The organism is Pseudomonas sp. GM25 (assembly GCF_000282255.1).
GTDB lineage: Bacteria > Pseudomonadota > Gammaproteobacteria > Pseudomonadales > Pseudomonadaceae > Aquipseudomonas > Aquipseudomonas aphyarum.
The window spans coordinates 101,104-117,965 of sequence record NZ_AKJQ01000011.1 but is presented as its reverse complement, the minus strand read 5'-3'; the positions used below and the strand labels follow the sequence as shown (position 1 = coordinate 117,965).

17 protein-coding genes are annotated in these 16,862 nt (G+C 63.0%); 10 read left to right on the top strand and 7 right to left on the bottom strand.

The window, feature by feature from the left end; genetic code table 11:
* The first annotated feature begins 26 nt into the window (after positions 1–26).
* Positions 27–935: a 1-aminocyclopropane-1-carboxylate deaminase/D-cysteine desulfhydrase gene (locus PMI24_RS04780; protein WP_007951549.1), complete on the top strand. Its 909-nt coding sequence runs from the start codon at positions 27–29 to the stop codon at positions 933–935.
* Here PMI24_RS04780 and PMI24_RS04775 read toward each other — a convergent pair.
* The 3 genes from PMI24_RS04775 to PMI24_RS04765 form a co-directional block, all read right to left on the bottom strand.
* Positions 932–1,486: a cytochrome b gene (locus PMI24_RS04775; RefSeq protein ID WP_007951548.1), complete on the bottom strand. Its 555-nt coding sequence runs from the start codon at positions 1,484–1,486 to the stop codon at positions 932–934. The genes PMI24_RS04780 and PMI24_RS04775 overlap by 4 nt on opposite strands.
* A 196-nt stretch (positions 1,487–1,682) precedes the next feature.
* Positions 1,683–2,510 (bottom strand): phosphonoacetaldehyde hydrolase, encoded by an 828-nt coding sequence (gene phnX, locus PMI24_RS04770; protein ID WP_007951546.1) that lies wholly within the window; start codon positions 2,508–2,510, stop codon positions 1,683–1,685.
* A 59-nt stretch (positions 2,511–2,569) separates the two neighbouring features.
* Entirely contained in the window at positions 2,570–3,679 is a 1,110-nt protein-coding gene (locus PMI24_RS04765; protein ID WP_007951545.1) for a 2-aminoethylphosphonate--pyruvate transaminase, read from the bottom strand.
* A 113-nt stretch (positions 3,680–3,792) separates the two neighbouring features.
* On the opposite strand from PMI24_RS04765, the gene PMI24_RS04760 reads away from it, so the two are divergent.
* On the top strand, positions 3,793–4,653 hold the full coding sequence (locus tag PMI24_RS04760; RefSeq protein WP_007951544.1) for a LysR substrate-binding domain-containing protein: 861 nt from the start codon (positions 3,793–3,795) through the stop codon (positions 4,651–4,653).
* Here PMI24_RS04760 and PMI24_RS04755 read toward each other — a convergent pair.
* The gene (locus PMI24_RS04755) at positions 4,623–5,522 is read right to left on the bottom strand and encodes a LysR family transcriptional regulator (protein WP_007951543.1); all 900 of its coding nucleotides are present in this window, start codon (positions 5,520–5,522) and stop codon (positions 4,623–4,625) included. The genes PMI24_RS04760 and PMI24_RS04755 overlap by 31 nt on opposite strands.
* Before the next feature lie 289 nt (positions 5,523–5,811).
* Here PMI24_RS04755 and PMI24_RS04750 point away from each other — a divergent pair, with 289 nt between their 5' ends.
* Positions 5,812–7,137, top strand: coding sequence for an MFS transporter (locus PMI24_RS04750; RefSeq protein ID WP_007951542.1), 1,326 nt, complete (start codon positions 5,812–5,814; stop codon positions 7,135–7,137).
* 67 nt (positions 7,138–7,204) lie between these two features.
* The gene (locus tag PMI24_RS04745; RefSeq protein WP_177323238.1) at positions 7,205–8,602 is read left to right on the top strand and encodes an FAD-dependent oxidoreductase; all 1,398 of its coding nucleotides are present in this window, start codon (positions 7,205–7,207) and stop codon (positions 8,600–8,602) included.
* Positions 8,603–8,605: 3 nt separating this feature from the next.
* Here the strand turns inward: PMI24_RS04745 and PMI24_RS04740 are convergent, their stop codons facing one another.
* Complete coding sequence (locus PMI24_RS04740) at positions 8,606–10,012, bottom strand: type VI secretion system Vgr family protein (protein WP_007951539.1); 1,407 nt, start codon at positions 10,010–10,012, stop codon at positions 8,606–8,608.
* Between the two features lie 220 nt (positions 10,013–10,232).
* Here PMI24_RS04740 and PMI24_RS04735 point away from each other — a divergent pair, with 220 nt between their 5' ends.
* The gene (locus PMI24_RS04735; protein WP_007951538.1) at positions 10,233–10,937 is read left to right on the top strand and encodes a YebC/PmpR family DNA-binding transcriptional regulator; all 705 of its coding nucleotides are present in this window, start codon (positions 10,233–10,235) and stop codon (positions 10,935–10,937) included.
* A gap of 38 nt (positions 10,938–10,975) precedes the next feature.
* Here the strand turns inward: PMI24_RS04735 and PMI24_RS04730 are convergent, their stop codons facing one another.
* Together PMI24_RS04730 and zapE are read right to left on the bottom strand one after the other, a co-directional pair.
* A complete protein-coding gene (locus tag PMI24_RS04730; protein ID WP_007951537.1) occupies positions 10,976–12,289 on the bottom strand; it encodes a leucine-rich repeat-containing protein kinase family protein in 1,314 nt (437 codons plus the stop codon).
* 61 nt (positions 12,290–12,350) lie between these two features.
* The gene (gene zapE, locus PMI24_RS04725) at positions 12,351–13,484 is read right to left on the bottom strand and encodes a cell division protein ZapE (protein WP_007951536.1); all 1,134 of its coding nucleotides are present in this window, start codon (positions 13,482–13,484) and stop codon (positions 12,351–12,353) included.
* A gap of 287 nt (positions 13,485–13,771) precedes the next feature.
* On the opposite strand from zapE, the gene PMI24_RS04720 reads away from it, so the two are divergent.
* The 5 genes from PMI24_RS04720 to PMI24_RS04700 all read left to right on the top strand — a co-directional run bounded on the left by PMI24_RS04720 (position 13,772) and on the right by PMI24_RS04700 (position 16,785).
* The gene (locus PMI24_RS04720; RefSeq protein ID WP_045121655.1) at positions 13,772–14,281 is read left to right on the top strand and encodes a Csu type fimbrial protein; all 510 of its coding nucleotides are present in this window, start codon (positions 13,772–13,774) and stop codon (positions 14,279–14,281) included.
* A 101-nt stretch (positions 14,282–14,382) separates the two neighbouring features.
* A complete protein-coding gene (locus PMI24_RS04715) occupies positions 14,383–14,916 on the top strand; it encodes a Csu type fimbrial protein (protein WP_007951534.1) in 534 nt (177 codons plus the stop codon).
* Between the two features lie 20 nt (positions 14,917–14,936).
* Positions 14,937–15,473 carry a Csu type fimbrial protein gene (locus PMI24_RS04710; RefSeq protein ID WP_007951533.1) on the top strand — a complete coding sequence of 179 codons (537 nt, stop codon included), beginning with the start codon at positions 14,937–14,939 and terminating at the stop codon, positions 15,471–15,473.
* Between the two features lie 4 nt (positions 15,474–15,477).
* Entirely contained in the window at positions 15,478–15,978 is a 501-nt protein-coding gene (locus PMI24_RS04705) for a Csu type fimbrial protein (protein ID WP_007951532.1), read from the top strand.
* Between the two features lie 24 nt (positions 15,979–16,002).
* Complete coding sequence (locus PMI24_RS04700) at positions 16,003–16,785, top strand: fimbrial biogenesis chaperone (protein ID WP_007951531.1); 783 nt, start codon at positions 16,003–16,005, stop codon at positions 16,783–16,785.
* Positions 16,786–16,862 lie beyond the last annotated feature (77 nt).

Genomic DNA, 16,862 nt, shown 5'->3' with positions numbered 1-16,862 from the left:
CGGCTCTTTGCACTGAGCCGGCCTTCATGTTTCTGCCTCCCACTGACTGGCTGGCCCCAGCCCCCCTCGAACCGCTTCATCTGGACTGGCTCACCGCCGCCGGCATTGAAGTCGCGATCCTGCGTCTCGACCGGATCGATCCGCTGATCAGCGGCAACAAGTGGTTCAAACTCGTCGAACATCTCAAAGTCGCCGACCGCGCGGGTGCCGAAGGCATCATCAGCCTGGGCGGTGCACACTCCAATCATCTGCATGCACTGGCGGCTGCCGGCAAACGCCTGGGATTCGCCACGGTCGGTTTGCTGCGCGGGCATCCGCAGGACACGCCGACGGTCAGGGATCTGCAGGATTTCGGCATGCAGTTGCACTGGCTCGGTTACGGCGGTTATCGGGCGCGGCACGAGCCGGGGTTCTGGCAGCCTTGGCTTGCGCAATATTCGACGCTGCATCCGGTGCCCGAAGGGGGCGGCGGTTTGCCGGGCGCGCAGGGTTGCGCGTCATTGAAGGAGCAGGTCATTAACCAACTCGGGAAGCTCGGCTGGGACGACTACCACGGTTGGTGGCTGGCCTGCGGCACGGGCACCACGCTCGCGGGATTGGTGTTGGCCGAGGCCGGACAACATGCGGTGTACGGCGCAATGGCTGTGCCCGACGATCACGGCGTCGCAGCCAATGCCGAGGCGATTGTGGGTGAGGCCGGAGGCTACGAACTGATCGACGCCAGCCGTGGCGGTTTCGCCAAGGTCGATCCGGCGTTGCTTGAATTCATCGCGCAAACCGAACAGGCCAGCGGTATTCCCCTCGAACCGCTGTACACCGGCAAAGCCTTGCTGGCGCTCAAACAACAGATCGAGGCGGGCCGCTTTGCCCGGGGTTCACGCTTGATCTTCGTCCACACCGGCGGCTTGCAGGGCCGGCGCGGCTTTGACGGTTAACCCTGGCTGCGCTTGGGCATCATCCGCAGCAGCGTGTTATCGCGCACCACGTAATGGTGATAGATCCCCGCCAGCGCATGCAGGCCGATCAGCCAGTAGCCGACGGTGCTGATCAGTACATGCCAGTGTTCAACGTCTTTGGCGAACGCCTTGTCTTCACTCACCAGCAACGGCAGGTCGAAACCGTAGAACATCACCTGATGACCTTCGGCGCTGGTGATCAGCCAGCCGAGGATCGGCATGCTGATCATGAACAGGTACAAGGCCCAGTGCATCAGGCGTGCGAGGGTGGTTTGCCATTGTGGCGAAGCGGGGAAGATTTTCGGCGCCGGGCCCAGGCTGCGGGCGAACAGGCGAAACCAGACCAGCACGAACACGGTCAGCCCGAGCATGTAATGCACTTCGCGGATCAGCGTGCGACCACCACTGCCCTTGGGAAACAGCCCGCGCAATTCCATGCTGGCGTACACCAGCACCAACAGCACCAGCATCAGCCAGTGCAACAGGATCGACACGGTGCTGTAACGGGATTCGGAATTTGTCCACGGCATACGGCGTTCCTCACGGTTCAGGGCTCAAGCGTGCCGTTCTGCGACGGCATGCCTTAACTGTAATCCCCTTTGGCGCGTTTGCCCGAGGCTAAAAAAGCTTTCACTGAGCTGAGTCAGCGATTTGACTGAAAACACCCATGAAAAAACGCCAGTGTCGGGCAGACACTGGCGTTTTTGTTTGCCGCGATGGTTGCAATCAGCTGCTTTGCGGCATCTCGCCGTTGGCCAGGCGCTTGTTGATGTCGGCGATCACTTCCGGCAGATCACTGATGGTGTCGATCATGTAGTGCGGGCGCGAACCTTCGAACAGCGCGTGAATGCGCTTGCGTTCGCTGGCCAGCGCGTCGCTGCCCAGTGCGCGATAGCCTTCGTAATCCAGGCCAAGCGCGTTGCCGGAACAGATCAGCGCCACGGTCCACATCCCGGCGCGACGGCCTTCGAGAATGCCAGGCACGGTGTCGTCGATCTTCACGCAGGCGGCGACATCGTCGATGCCCAGCGCAATCACGTTGGCCAGGGCCTGGGCAGGCCATGGGCGGCCGTTCGGCACTTCGTCGGTGGCGACGACGTGGTCGGCGATGTAGCCGTTGGTGGCGGCCAGTGCCACGACCTTGTCCATCACCTGCTTCGGATAACCGGAGCAGGAACCGATCTTGATCCCTTGCTGACGCAGGTTGGCGATGGTCTCCAGCGCGCCGGGAATCAGCGCCGAATGCTCGGCGATTTTTTCGATCTGCAGCGGCATGAAACGGTTGTAGATCGCGGTCACGTCATCGTCGGTCGGGGTGCGGCCGAACGCCTTGCGATAACGCTCGGCAACCTGCGGCTGATCGCACAGGGTGCGGATGTGATCCCACTTGCCCATGCCCATCGGGCCACGGGCTTCTTCGATGGAAACCTGGACGTCGAACTCGGCGAAGGCTTCGACGAAGATCTGGGTCGGTGCGAAGGAGCCGAAGTCGACCACGGTGCCGGCCCAGTCGAGGATGGCGGCTTGCAGCTGGGTAGGGTTGTTGTAGTTCATGTTGGTCAGAATCCTGTGTGTGGGCAATGCAATTCAAATGAGGGAACGGGCCGGGTGAATCAGATGTCGAGCACTTCCATCTCGCGCAGCACTTCACCCACCGCCGCGACGGCTTCGCGCATCTGCGCCGGGGTGACGTGGCCAATGCAGCCGACGCGGAAGGTTTCGACCTGGGTCAGCTTGCCGGGGTAGAGGATGTAACCCTTGGCCTTGACCCGTTCGTAGAAGTCCTTGAACTGGTAGCGCGAATCTTTCGGTGCGTGGAAGGTCGCAATGATCGGCGCCTGAATCGCGGCCGGCAGGAAACTGCGCAAGCCGAGTTTGCCCATCTCTTCCATCAGCGCCTGGCAGTTGGCGGCGTAGCGCGCATGTCGCGCCGGCAGACCGCCTTCTTCGTTGTATTGCAGCAGCGCTTCGTGCAGCGCCGCGACCACGTGGGTCGGCGGGGTGAAGCGCCATTGGCCGGTCTTTTTCATGTAGCTGTGCTGGTCGAACAGGTCCATCGCCAGCGAATGCGAATTGCCGGCGGCTGCGGCCAGGGATTCCTTGCGGGCAAACACGAAACCCATGCCCGGCACGCCTTCGAGGCATTTACCCGATGCGGCGATCAGCGCATCGAACGGGACTTTTTGCGCATCCACCGGCAGTGCGCCGAAGGAGCTCATGGCATCGATGATCAGACGTTTGCCATGTTGCTCGACGACCTGGGCGATTTCCGGCAGCGGATTGAGAATGCCGGTGCTGGTTTCGCAATGGATCAGCGCGACGTGGGTAATGTCGCTGTCGGCACGCAGCAGGCGGTCGACGTCGGCGGCGGTGGTCGGTTCGTCTTCAGCGGTTTCGAAGGTGCTGAACGAGCGGCCCAGCACTTCGCAGATTTTCGCCAGACGCTTGCCGTAGGCGCCGTTGATCAGCACCAGCACCTTGCCGTCGCGGGGGACGAGGGTGCCGATCGCGGCTTCGACGGCGAAGGTGCCGCTGCCCTGCAAAGGTACGCAGTGGTGGCTGTCGGCGCCGTTGAGGATCGCCAGCAGTTGCTCGCACAGGCTGGCGGTCAGTTGGTTGAAGCGGTCATCCCATGAACCCCAGTCGACCATCATCGCCTGGCGGGTGCGGGCCGAGGTGGTCAACGGGCCGGGAGTGAGCAGGATGGGTGCGGCAGTACTCATTCGTGTGTCCTCGCGATAGCGCTGTGGGATGAAGCTACGGGGCATACGTTGCAATTCGGCGGATCATCAATCAAATTGTTTGTTGTTATGCCAGCTATCAGTGAGGGTTATCCATGAACCTGTTCCAGCTCCGCGCCTTCGACGCCGTGGCCCGGGAAGGCAGCTTCACCCGTGCCGCCGCGCGGTTGTTCATCAGCCAGCCGGCGGTCACCGGGCACATCAAGGCGCTGGAGGAGCATTACCAGATCACGCTGTTGCGACGGACGGCGCGCCGGGTCGAGCTGACGGAGGAGGGCACCAAACTGGCGGCAATCACCCGGGCAATGTTCGGCATGGCCGAAGAGGCTCAGGCGCTGCTTGAAGCCAATCGGCAGTTGCTGACCGGACGACTTGAGGTGGCGGCGGACGGTCCGCACATGGTCATGCCGATGCTTGCCAGCCTGCGGGCGCGCTATCCGGGGATCACGGTGAATCTGCGGTTGGGCAACGCTCAGGAAACGTTGGCGGCATTGTTGTCCGAGCACGCTGATGTGGCGGTGCTGACCGAAGTCGAACCGCGAAAGGGCCTGCATCTGCAAGCGCTGAGCGAATCGCGAATCTGCGCGCTGGTGCCGGCGGGGCATCCGTGGGCGACACGTTCCGGCGAGGTCAGGCTCAAGGAGCTGGATCAGGTGATCATGGTGTTGCGCGAGCCGAGTTCGATTACCCGGCGCACGTTTGATCAGGCCTGTGCGCAGGCGTCGGTCAGCCCACGGGTGTTGCTGGAACTGGACAGTCGCGAGGCGGTGACGGAAGCGGTGGCGGCTGAACTGGGGGTTGGGGTGGTGTCGTCGGTGGAGGTCAGCCACGATCCTCGTGTCGTCGCGATTCCCATTGCGGGAGAGGGGCTGGTCAATCGGCACATGATCGGCTGCGTGGAGCGGCGGCGGGAGTTGCGCTTGATTCAGGCGTTTTTCGGGTTGGCGCCGGTCTGAACAAGACTCTCGCGCACCATCTCGAGAAACGTCGCCACTACCCGCCGCGAACTCTGCTCGCGCAGGCACACCAGTGTCTCGGTCAATCGGCGGGTGCAATCAGTGATCGGCAGCGCACAAACCCTTGAGTCCGCGCCAAACTCCGCCGCCGACACCACGCCCACGCCAATCCCCACCACCACCGCCTCCCTCGCCGCTTCCCGGCCTTCGACCTGAATCGCGGGACGGATGCGGAAACCGGCGCGGGCCATTTCCTCTTCCAGGGTCTGGCGGGTCACCGAGCCGTGTTCTCGTAGTACCAGCGGCGTGTCGTCCAGATCTTCCAGGCAGATCGATTCACGCTCGGCCCACGGGTGATGGCGCGAGACAAACGCCACCATCGGATCGTTGCGCAGCGGTACGCACAACAAACGTTCATCACTGACATCACGCCCGAGCAACGCCAGATCAGCCTGATAGTTGAACAGTCGAAACAGCGATTCATCGGTGTTACCGGTTTCGATCTTGACGCTGATCCCCGGATAGCGCTCACAAAACCGGGCGATCTGCGGCAACACATGCACCGGGGCATCCACCGCCAGAATCAGGCTGCCGGTCTGCAAGGCCTGGGATTCCTGCAACAGCTCCTGGGCTTCGGCCTCGACCACGAACAGACGCTGGGTGATCGCCAGCAAGCGTTCGCCGAGATCCGTCAGGCGTACCGAGCGTTTGTTGCGATGGAACAGCAACACGCCGAAGCGTTCTTCCAGCTTGCGCACCTGGTCGGAAATAGCCGGCTGCGTCAGATAAAGCCGCTCGGCGGCCTTGGTGAAGCTTCCGTGCACGGCCACGGCGTGAAAGGCTTTGAGCTGAGCGTGGGAAACCGACATGGCTGATTCCTCGTTTACAGGCGAAGTTCAGTAACAAGCTGAGCTTATGTGTGAAATACGATAAATCGATTTTATTTATTAAACAGTAATTGCTTTGATCGGCTCACGCCAACGCTGACTGCCCGGTCGGGCAGCGACGCTGGCCATGAGCCTGTGCGTGCAACACCAGGACTCATCTGACCGGTATCGCCGAAGGGACGGGGTGATATCGCAGTGCTCAACAATAAAAAACACAGGCGTTTACTCATCGATTCTGCCGGCACACTCACACCCTGAGGTCAGAACCACAATGAACAAGCACATCGGCACCATTGCGCGTTGGCGCATGCAGATCTTCGCTGTCACCTGGCTCGCTTACGCCGCGTTCTATTTCACCCGCAAAGCCTTTTCGGTGGCCAAACTGGGCATCGCCGAAGACCCCAGCTTCACCCTCGACAAAATGGCCATGGCCAACCTCGATGCGATTTACCTGGCGGCCTACGCCATCGGCCAGTTCACCTGGGGCATGCTCGCCGACCGCTTCGGCCCACGGGTTGTGGTGCTCGGTGGTTTGCTGATTTCCGCTGCGGCGGCGCTGGTGATGGGCAGCTTCGCCACCTTGCCGATCTTCGCTACCTGCATGCTGATTCAGGGGCTGGCGCAGTCCACCGGCTGGTCGGGGCTGTGCAAGAACCTCGGCAGTTTCTTCCCCTCCGAACAACGCGGGCGAGTGCTCGGGTTGTGGAGTTCCTGTTATGCATTCGGCGGTCTGGTGGCGTCGCCGTTCGCCGGCTGGTGGGCGTACACGCTGATCGGTTCGTGGCACGCGGCGTTCATTTCCAGCGCGGCGGTGGTCGCGGTGGTGGCGGTGTTGTTCTTTATCTTTCAGCGCGACAAGCCGGAAGACGTTGGCCTGCCCGCCGTGGAGCCGGAGCCGGTCATCAGCGCCGAAGAGGCCGAAGCCAACAGCAAACTCAGCGTCTGGGAGCCACTCAAGGAAATCCTGCGCAACCGCACGGTGCTGGTGCTGGGTCTGGCGTATTTCCTGTTGAAACCGGCGCGTTACGCGATTCTGCTGTGGGGGCCGGTGATCGTGTTCGAACAGATGCCCTCGGTCGGCAAGGTCGGCGCGGCGATCATTCCCACCGCGTTTGAACTGGCCGGGCTGCTGGGGCCGATCATGATCGGCCTGGCCTCGGACAAACTGTTCGGCGCCCGCCGCATGCCGGCCTGCGTGTTGAGTCTGCTGGCGCTGACCGTGACCCTCGCGCTGTTCATGGGCGCCTTGCACACCGGCAGCGTGATGTTGGTGGTGGCACTGTTGTTCGTCATGGGCCTGACCCTGTACGGCCCGGACTCGATGATCAGCGGCGCCGCCGCCATCGATTTCGGCAAGGCCAAGGCCGGCGCCACGGCGGCGGGATTCGTCAACGGCTGCGGCTCGGTCGGTGCGGTGCTCGGTGGTTTGCTGCCGGGTTACTTCGACTCGGTGACGGTGTTCATCGTGTTCGCCGGTTGTGCGCTGTTCTCGGCGCTGGTGCTGATTCCGCACTGGAACAGCCGCCCGGTCGGCGTCATGGAACCGCGTGCCTACGTACCCAATCGCGCCCTGACCATCAAACCCCTGCGTAACTGAATAAACCCTGCCTCGCGGCCTGCTGCGGCGTTCGCGGCAGGCTGTGCCGTGGCCGACTGACTGGAGAATTTTCATGAGACCGTTTTGGCTGGAGCAGGCTTTGCAGCTCGACACGTCCGAACCTTGCCCGCCGCTGCAAGGCGATGTGCGCACCGATGTGTGCATCGTCGGCGGCGGTTACACCGGGTTGTGGACGGCGATCATGCTCAAGCAGCAGAACCCCGAACTCGATGTTGTGCTGATCGAGGCTGACATCTGCGGCGCCGGCGCCAGTGGGCGCAATGGCGGCTGTGCGCTGTCATGGTCGGCGAAGTATTTCACCCTCGAGCGGCTGTTCGGCGTCGAGGAAGCGGTGCGGCTGGTCAAGGAATCGGAGCGCAGCATCCACGCCATCGGCGAGTTCTGCGAGCAATACGGCGTCGATGCCGATTACCGCCTCGACGGCACGCTTTACACCGCCACCAACCGCGCGCAGTGCGGCTCCACCGATGCGGTGATTGCAGCGCTGGAGCGCAACGGCATCAACTCGTTTACCCAGCGGCCGGTCGCCGATGTACAGCGCATGGCCGGCTCGGAAAAGCACCTGGAAGGCTGGTTCTCGCCGGCCGCCGCCAGCGTGCAGCCGGGCAAACTGGTACGCGGCTTGCGCCGGGTGGCGTTGCAACTGGGCGTGCGTATTCATGAAGGCACAGCGATGACCGGGCTGGAAGAGGGGCGTCCGGCGCGCATTCACACCGCGAACGGCTGTGTGACCGCCGATCGCGTGGTGCTGGCGATGAATGCGTGGATGGCCCGTGCTTTTCCGCAGTTCGAGCGCAGCGTGGCGATCGTTTCCAGCGACATGCTGATCACCGAACCGCGTCCGGATCTGTTGCAGGAAATCGGTTTGACCAGCGGCGTCACCGTGCTCGATTCGCGGATTTTCGTGCACTACTACCACAACACCCCGGACGGTCGGATCATGCTCGGCAAGGGCGGTAATACCTTCGCTTACGGCGGGCGGATGCTGCCGGTGTTCGACCAGCCATCGCCCTATACCGGGTTGCTCAAGCGCAGCCTCGACGATTTCTTCCCGGCGTTCGCCGATGTGAAAGTCGACGCAACCTGGAACGGCCCTTCGGATCGCTCGGTCACCGGCCTGCCGTTCTTCGGCCAGATGAGTGCCAGCGGTAACGTTTTCTACGGTTTTGGTTATTCCGGCAGCGGTGTCGGGCCGTGCCACATGGGCGGGCAGATTCTCGCTTCGCTGGTGCAGGGCCTCGACAACCCGTGGACGCGCTCGCCGCTGGTCAACGGGCCGCTGGGCTATTTTCCGCCGGAACCGATTCGTTACCTCGGCTCGCTGATGGTGCGCAACGCCATTCGCCGCAAGGAGCGCGCCGAGGATCACGGTCGGCGGCCCCGGCATCTTGATGTGCGTCTGGCGAAATTTGCAGCGGCGGCGGGCAAGGCCGACAAAGGTTGATCGTCAGCGCGGTGGGGCGGAGCGGTTGAGCAGCCAGTCGAGCAAGAGGTCGTCGTCGGGCTCGGTTTCTGTGGGCTGCGACGTTCGGGGGCGGCAGGCGTCGAGGCAGAGGATCGGCCGGTCGGGATCGCTGTCGAGAAAACTCACCCAGACCTCGCTGCCGGCGCAGGGCAGATTTTCCCGAGCCAGGCCGCCGCCAACGTGGGGCATGACCACCGGCAACCACAGCCCTTCGCTTGCGCTGGCATCAGGTTGGTCAGGCCATAACCGGACGGCGATCCGCCCCAGATCGTCCACTTGCGCCGGTTGCCCCGGCGCGCCGAGCACTTGTGCCGGCTGATACCCCGGAATGCCAGGACGCAGTTGTTTAGGCGGCGGGCGAAACGGGGTCGACCAGGGCAGCGCGGTGAAGTCGTTGTGATAGCGGCGAACCGTCGGCACCGGATCGAGAATCGAAGGTTGCTGGCCTTGATGACGCAGGTCGGTGATCAGCCACTGCTCGTTGAACGCGTTTACCGGGTGCTCCATGACTTGCAACAGGCGCCCACTGAGCAGTCGCGGACAATCGCTGCGGCCCTGAATCGAGCGTGACCGGCAGCGTTGGCGTTCCAGCAAACGGCGACTGCGCTGGGCCGCGTGACGTTGCGCAGTCGGCAGAAATCCCGGTGGGGCGACGGCACTGCCCAGCGTGTGATTGGCGGCCTCCTGGCCCGTAATCGAATGCCCTCGCTCACGCACGCCGGCAGGAATCTGAGGCAGCACCGCCTCATGGCGCTGGAACAGGCTGCTGAGGCCGGTTGCCGGCGCATCGATCTGCGTGTTGAAAGCAATCGCCGTCGGTTGCTGCGGCAGGCTCAGGCTGTCATCGGCGAATACCACCACATGGCCGTCCGGCTGATGTTCGAAGTGATAGTGGATGCCTTCCTCCTCACAAAGCCGTTGCAAAAAGGCCAGATCGGTTTCCTCGTACTGAATGCAGAACGGGCGCGGCGGGTAGTGGCCGACGGTCATCTCGATCCGGTAACTGTGGGCCGGTAGATGATGTTCGCTGAGCAGTTGTTCAAGGATGGCCGGCACGCTCAGTTGCGTGAAGACCCGGCGTACGGGATGTTGCTCCAGCGCTTGCAGATGCGGCATCAGTACCAGTTGATAGGCGATCCGGTGCGTTGCGCGGTGTTCGCAACTGGCGCTTTGAATGATGCCGTGAATCCCGTGGTCGTCATCCAGGTGCAGAAACGCCGCCTGATGCAGCAGCGTGCCGGGTGACCAGGCGGGCGCCAGGCCCATGACTTCGATTTCGAACCGATAGGGCTGATTCAGCGCTTCATGACCGCTGAAGCGCAGGACCGGCAGGCTTATCCCGCCTTCGGCCAGGGTCAGCGAAAACGGACTTTCCTTGTCATTGAGCATTCGGGCGGGCTCTGTTCAGGCAATACGGGCCACAGAGGGTACGAAAGCGCGACGTTGAATGGACGTGGCAAACCGGTTTTTCAGAATCGCCCTACAAGGCGCGTAGAAGATGTCGATGCGCATCGGAATTTTTGGTCGATTGCCGACTTTAGGCCGTATAAACTTGGCGCCATGCGTCGGCCAATAGATGTCTCGGCGCCACAGATCAAGAGAGTGAGTAATGGGCGCACAGTGGAAGGTTAAACACAAAGAAGCGGCAGCCAACGCCAAGGGCAAGATCTTCGGCAAACTGGTGAAGGAAATCACCATTGCTGCGCGTAACGGTGCCGATACCGCCACCAACGCACACCTGCGTCTGGTGGTCGAACAGGCCAAGAAAGCCTCGATGCCCAAGGAAACCCTGGACCGTGCCATCAAGAAGGGTGCTGGCCTGCTGGGCGAAACCGTTCAGTACCATCGCGTGACCTACGAAGGCTTCGCGCCGCATCAGGTGCCGCTGATCGTCGAGTGCGTCACTGACAACATCAACCGCACCGTGGCGGAAATCCGCGTGGCGTTTCGCAAGGGCCAACTGGGTGCATCCGGTTCCGTTGCCTGGGACTTCAACCATGTCGGCATGATCGAAGCGTCGCCGGACACCCCGGACGCCGATCCGGAAATGGCCGCGATCGAAGCCGGCGCCCAGGATTTCGAGCCGGGCGAAGAGGGCGCGACCCTGTTCCTGACCGACCCGACTGACCTGGACTCGGTGCAGAAAGCCCTGCCGGAACAAGGCTTCACCGTGCTGTCGGCCAAACTGGGCTACCAGCCGAAGAACCCGGTCAGCGGCCTGAGCGATGAGCAAATGGCTGAAGTCGAGGCGTTCCTCGAAGGCCTGGACAACCATGACGACGTGCAGGACATGTTCGTCGGTCTGGCCGGCTGACACACTAGAAAATCGCAGCCCTCGGGCTGCGATTTTTTTCAGGCGTCCTGCAACGCCTGGCTGATTTCGCCGAGCCCCGGTCGCGCCAGCACATCCGGCTGACAGCAGCGCTGTTCCAGAGCTTCCAGCACCTGACGCTGTTCATTGCTCAACCCCGAGTCGATGCGCGCCAGCAGTTCCCCCAGCAAAATCCCGAACGCACGCACTTCGAGGCGTTGCAGCGCGCGGGTTTCAGGCGTGTCCTCCGTGGCATGGAACGACGCCGCGCCAAAATCCCCCAGCAGACAGTCGCCCTGATCGTTCAACAGAATGTTGTGTCCGTAAAGATCGCCATGGGTGATGCCGTGACGGTGCAGATGCCCGGCGACCGAGGCGATGCCCCGGGCAAAGCGCAGCGCAACGTCGGCACTGAAGCGGCAATCATCGGCATACACATCCCGTGAACAGGACGCCAGGCTCGGCAGTCCGGCCAGGTTGCGATAACTCGGATCGATCAACTGCATCACCAGGCCCTGCTGGCCGTCGGGATGCTGGTCGATGCGGCCTTCGACACGGATCAGGTTCGGGTGCAGCCCGGCGGTGATGCACGCGTTCATTTCATGCAGCGGCGAGCCGTCGCTGGTCATCTCGCCCTTGTACAACTTGACTGCCACGGGCGTGGCGGGCTGATTCGCGGGTTGCCACTGCGCCCGGTAAATGACCCCGGAGGCACCTTCGCCCAGCCGTTGCTCCAATTGCAGCGCCGACCAGTCGATCAGGGGCGCTTTGTTGAGCGCGGCGGCATCGGCTTCGGTTTCCAGCGGATTGCCGGCGTAGGCCAGCCAGGTCAGGCTCGGCAGGGTCAGCAACCATTGTGGCAATTCGGTCAACTGGTTGGCGGCGATGCGGATCAGCTCCAGCCGATGGCACTGACTCAGTGACGGCGGCAGGGTGCGCAGGCGATTGCCGGCGAGCATGAGTTTTTGCAACAGCGGACGTTCGCCCAGTTCCGTGGGCAGGATTTCGATGGCGTTGTCGGTGAGGATCAGCCAGCGCAGATTTGGCGGCAGCGCCGCGCCGGGCACTTGAGCGATCCGGTTGGCCTTGAATCCGATCATCGTCAGCGCCTGGCACTGGCCCAGGCACGTTGGCAGTTGCGTGAACTGATTGTCGGAGCAAAACAGCACGCGCAGGCGCGTCAGACGGTGCAAGTCATCCGGCAGGCTGCTCAGGGCATTGCCGCTGAGGTTGAGCACTTCCAGCGTGTCGGCCAGGTTGAAAATCTCCGGCGGAAATTCGCTCAAGCCTTCGGCCAGATCCAGCCGGGTGATGCCCGACAGTTCGCCGGCGCGCAGTTGTGCAAGGGTGTGCATGAAAAGGATCGCTATCGAGAAGGCGCAGGGCGCCGGAAATGGGCCGCATGATAACGGCAAATCAGCCCGGTTCGTGCACTTCGCGCAATTGCCCGAGCCGGCTGCGGGTGCGGGCCAGATCGATCGCCTGGCCGCCGAGGCTTTCGTGTAAGGGGAGCTGGCCGAGCAGGGTCAGGTGCTTGTCCTGGTCGTATAGCACGTCGATCAGGTTGATGAAGCGCTGCTGGGCGGCGATCGAACATTCTCCCAGTTCCGGCAGTTCGTCGATGATCCAGTGGTCGAAGCGCCGGCACAGTTCCAGATAATCCATCACCGCTGTGGGCTGTTCGCAGAGGTCTTTGAAGGTGAAACCGACGCGCCGGTCCTCGCACAGCCGCGCCTGCAAATGCCGGCTGCCGACCGCCAGAGGCAACGGCGCGGCATCGAGGGGCGGCAGGTTCAAGGCGAGGCGCTGCGCCGAGGTGGCCGGCCAGACGTAATGGCCCTGGGTGAATACCTGATGCGCGTGACGACGCGCCTGGCTGCGGTAATCGTGCGGGCCGCCGACTTCCATGACCTGCATGCGCGCATTGATCAGGTCGATCACCGGTTTGAACCGCGCGTGGTACAGCGGGTTGGGCAGCAAGCCTTCGGGCGGGTAGTTGGAGGTCACCAGCAACAGGATTCCGCGCTTGAACAGCGCCTTGAACAGGCGGGTGATGAGCATCGCATCGCCGATGTCATGCACATGAAATTCGTCGAAACACAGCACCCGACAGTCCATCAGTAACGCATCGAGAGTAACGGCGAGGGCGTCGTCGCGGTCGCGATGCTCGAACATGCCTTGATGCAACTGGGCAAAGAATCCATGGAAATGCAGACGGCGCTTTTGCTGGATCGGCAACGCCTGGAAGAATCCGTCCAGCAACCAGCTCTTGCCGCGCCCGACCGCTCCGTGCAGATACAGGCTGGGCGGGGTTTGCGCAGGGGTGCCGAACAACAGGCCGGCCTGATGGGCCATGCAGTCGATGACCCGTTGCTGGCTGTGACTGAGGGTGTAGCCCTGGCCATGGGCCTTTTGCCGGAAATAGTCACGTACCGATTGCGCGCTGGCGGCGCACTGGCCCGCGCTTGTAACGGAGCGTTTGCCGAAGAAATGGCGCAAGGCTGACCAGCGCTGAGTCAGACGCGAACGGTCGGGCGGTCGGGCGGGCACTGCAATCACTCCGTCATCATCGGGCCGGCTCCCCCCGAGCGCGGCGGGGTAGTTTAACCAGACGGGTAGTTTTGCTTCCACTGCGCTTTATCGTTTTTCCGGAGAGCAATCTGCGGCGTGTACAGGATTTTTCAACACTTTAAATCGACGTGTTGCCAACCTTTCGAAACAAATCCCGGCCGGTGACTGGATCCAATCGACTGGCGCAATCGGCGTCCGTTGCTAACCTGAAACACTGTAACGACAGAGACGCTGTCGCCATCAAGGAACGGGCGGTGAATGCAGGGATGGTCTGGGCATTGCTGGGCGGGCTCGCGGTACCGGTCCACGCCGCCGACCTTCAGGTCGAGGTGCGGGTCGATGTGCAGCGCGGTTGCCAGTTGATCGGCCAGCAACGCGAGGCCTGTATCGAACAACTGGGCGTGCTCGACTTCGGCACCACGGCGCGGCTCGGCGACCGGGAGGGGCCACTCGGTGCGGCGCTCACGAATTCGCGCATGCCACGTCTGGAATGCAACCCGGACACCCCGTACCAGTTGCGCGTCGATGGCGGCCTGCACGGTGGCGTCGGCGAGGTGCGCTACATGGCGGGAGAGGCCGGCAGCAAGCCGATTCCTTATCGCCTGTATCAGGACGCCGCGCGACGGGTGCCGCTGGTGGTGGATGTGCCGGTCAGCGGCCGGGTGCCGGACAGCGGCACAGTGGACTTGCCGTTATACGGGCGGATCGAGCGGATGGCCGAAGTGCCACGGGTCAGCCGGTATTCGGATCTGGTGAAGGTGACGGTCACCTGGTGATCGCGGAGTTTTTTCAGCCACTCGGTGGAGCCGGGTGGCGCAGGGAAGGGCGTTCAATGACGAGCGCAGTGGTCGAGTGATCCTGAAGGAGTAGGGGCTCAATGATGGGCAGACACGGGCGGGTAATCGCCACAGCCACATTGCTGTTGTTCACCGAGGTCGCGTCGGCGGCGGTCAGTGGGCAGATCCTTGCGCGGCTGACGCTGATTGCCGGCTGCGAAGTGACTAACGCCACCAGCCCCGCCAGCCCGGTGGATGGGCTGGGCTCTCTCGATTTCGGCCAGCAGGGCCCGACCTGGAACGCACCGATCAAGGCCAGCCTCAGCGAAGCAGGCAGCGGCCATTTGAATGTCGCCTGCAACCCCTCGGTCACCGGGTTCACCGTGACCATCGATGGCGGCACTCATGGTGACGGCACCACACGCCGGCTGAGCAACGGTCGCCAGACACTTCCCTATCAGCTGTTCCTCGATGCCTCCGGCAGCCAGAGCTACAGCATCGGTCAACAACACAATTTCGCTGTCACCAGCGGCGCACAGATACCCATTCCGGTATTTGGCTCGGTGGTGGCGAACACCCGTGCGGTACCGGCCGGTGTCTATACCGACACCCTGACGGTGACGCTCGACTGGTAACCCCGTAGAGGACGGACACCATGCGTACGATTGCATCAAGGATAGGTTTGTCGTTGCTCGGCCTGACGCTCGCTTCCAGCGTCAATGCCGCCACCACGGTCACCGGCCAGATCACCTCCAGCCTGATCCTGATCAGCAGTTGCCAGGTCAACGGTTCCGGCGGTTCTACCGGGCTGAACTTCGGTGCGTTGAACTTCGGCACCGCCAACAGCCTGTTCACCACGGCCACCGGGCAGGTGCTGGGCGGCGGGGGCGGGGCGCTGTCGATCCTGTGCTCGGCCGGCACCACGCCGACGGTCAAGGTCCGGGCCGGCGCCCATGACGGGCTCTCGCCGGGCGGTACTCGCGCGCTGTACGACGGGGTCGCCAACTACGTGCCGTATGACCTGTACACCGACGCCGGGCACTCGCAATTGCTGGCCATCGACGGGGTGATCAATCTCGCCGCCAGCACCGGTGTGGCGCAGACCGTGAACATCTACGGTCAGGCGGTGGGCAAGGCCGGGCTGCCGGCGGGCACCTATACCGACACGATTTCCGTTGAACTGACGTTCTAGTGCCATGGGCCGGCATGGCTGTGCGGCGCTGCTCCTGCTGTGTGCGGGCAGTTTGCCGCTGCCGCTGGCGGCGGTGACCAGCCAGAGCTTTCAGGTCAGTGCCACGGTGACGCCGGGCTGTCTGGTGGTGGGGGGCGTATCGAACTATGGCGGGCTGAATTTCGGTTCGCGTTCGGCGCTGGCCACCGGCACGGTGCAGGTCGCGTTGACCGGCGGCGTCACGCTGCAATGCACGCCAGGGGTGGCGCTGAACATGACGGTCGATGGCGGCCAGTACAACAGCGGCGGGCGACGTATGCAGATCAGCGGAGGCAGCGCGAAGGTGGCGTATGCGTTGTTTCGCGATGCGGCGTACAGCCAGAGCCTGGGTATCGGCCAGAGTGTGGCGGTGGCCTACAGCGATGCGAACAACATCAGTCTGCCGATCTACGGTCAGGTGCAATTGCCGGGCAATCAGCCCGGGGGGACATACAGCGATGTGTTGCAGGTGCAGCTGTCGTGGTGATGTGAAATGACAAGGAGCAGGTTTATGGGGTTTTTCACGTCACGCTATTCGTCCGTGTGTTGCGCCGTGCTGGCGCTGGTCATGTTCGGGACACTCAAGGCCCAGGCCGCCAGTTCGGTGCTGATCTGGCCGATCGATCCGGTGCTGGAGGCCGATCAGCAGGCCAGTGCGCTTTGGCTGGAAAATCGCGGCACGGAAACCGCCAACCTGCAGATCCGCGTGTTCGGCTGGAGCCAGAGCGGTTTCGAAGAGCAATACCGCAATCAGCGCGAGGTGATCGGCAGCCCGCCAGTGGCGAAGATCGAGCCGGGCCAGAAACAGCTGGTGCGCCTGACCCGCACCAAGGACGTGCCGCCAGGCCAGGAGCTGGCGTACCGGATCATCATCGATGAAATCCCCTCGGCCCAGCCGCCCGTCGCCGAAGACGGCAAGACCGCTGCGGCGATCCGCTTCCAGATGCGCTACTCGGTACCACTGTTCGCCTATGGCGCTGGGCTGTGGAGCAAGGAAGACAGCGCCCGCCAGCGTGACCCCAAAGGCATCGGCCTGCCGCAATTGAGCTGGCGCACGGTGGCGGTGGAGGGTCGTCCTTATGTGGAAGTGCGCAATCAGGGCGCGGTGCATGCGCGGCTGACTGATGTGGCCGTCACACAGGGCGGTCAAAGCAAACCGCTGGCCGAGGGATTGCTCGGCTACGTATTGCCCGGCGCGGTGATGCGCTGGCCGGCACCGGGACCGGTGGCGGGAGAATTGGCTGGACGGATCAACGGCGCGGCAAAGGTGCAGAGCATTCCGCCGGCGCGATAGCCGTAGCGAGCCATGTCGAAGCCTGGCTTCGACGCCAGCGGTTTCAGGAGGAATCAGTCCATTGACGGACGTAACAC

What these genes read in the sequence shown, in the direction of transcription:
- PMI24_RS04765 (WP_007951545.1), bottom strand. Translation starts at nt 3,679, where the DNA reads ATGAGTACTGCCGCACCCATCCTGCTCACTCCCGGCCCGTTGACCACC.
- PMI24_RS04760 (WP_007951544.1), top strand. Translation starts at nt 3,793, where the DNA reads ATGAACCTGTTCCAGCTCCGCGCCTTCGACGCCGTGGCCCGGGAAGGC.
- PMI24_RS04780 (WP_007951549.1), top strand. Translation starts at nt 27, where the DNA reads ATGTTTCTGCCTCCCACTGACTGGCTGGCCCCAGCCCCCCTCGAACCG.
- PMI24_RS04750 (WP_007951542.1), top strand. Translation starts at nt 5,812, where the DNA reads ATGAACAAGCACATCGGCACCATTGCGCGTTGGCGCATGCAGATCTTC.
- PMI24_RS04715 (WP_007951534.1), top strand. Translation starts at nt 14,383, where the DNA reads ATGATGGGCAGACACGGGCGGGTAATCGCCACAGCCACATTGCTGTTG.
- PMI24_RS04755 (WP_007951543.1), bottom strand. Translation starts at nt 5,522, where the DNA reads ATGTCGGTTTCCCACGCTCAGCTCAAAGCCTTTCACGCCGTGGCCGTG.
- PMI24_RS04730 (WP_007951537.1), bottom strand. Translation starts at nt 12,289, where the DNA reads ATGCACACCCTTGCACAACTGCGCGCCGGCGAACTGTCGGGCATCACC.
- PMI24_RS04720 (WP_045121655.1), top strand. Translation starts at nt 13,772, where the DNA reads ATGGTCTGGGCATTGCTGGGCGGGCTCGCGGTACCGGTCCACGCCGCC.
- PMI24_RS04775 (WP_007951548.1), bottom strand. Translation starts at nt 1,486, where the DNA reads ATGCCGTGGACAAATTCCGAATCCCGTTACAGCACCGTGTCGATCCTG.
- PMI24_RS04735 (WP_007951538.1), top strand. Translation starts at nt 10,233, where the DNA reads ATGGGCGCACAGTGGAAGGTTAAACACAAAGAAGCGGCAGCCAACGCC.
- phnX (WP_007951546.1), bottom strand. Translation starts at nt 2,510, where the DNA reads ATGAACTACAACAACCCTACCCAGCTGCAAGCCGCCATCCTCGACTGG.
- PMI24_RS04700 (WP_007951531.1), top strand. Translation starts at nt 16,003, where the DNA reads ATGGGGTTTTTCACGTCACGCTATTCGTCCGTGTGTTGCGCCGTGCTG.
- PMI24_RS04710 (WP_007951533.1), top strand. Translation starts at nt 14,937, where the DNA reads ATGCGTACGATTGCATCAAGGATAGGTTTGTCGTTGCTCGGCCTGACG.
- PMI24_RS04705 (WP_007951532.1), top strand. Translation starts at nt 15,478, where the DNA reads ATGGGCCGGCATGGCTGTGCGGCGCTGCTCCTGCTGTGTGCGGGCAGT.
- PMI24_RS04740 (WP_007951539.1), bottom strand. Translation starts at nt 10,012, where the DNA reads ATGCTCAATGACAAGGAAAGTCCGTTTTCGCTGACCCTGGCCGAAGGC.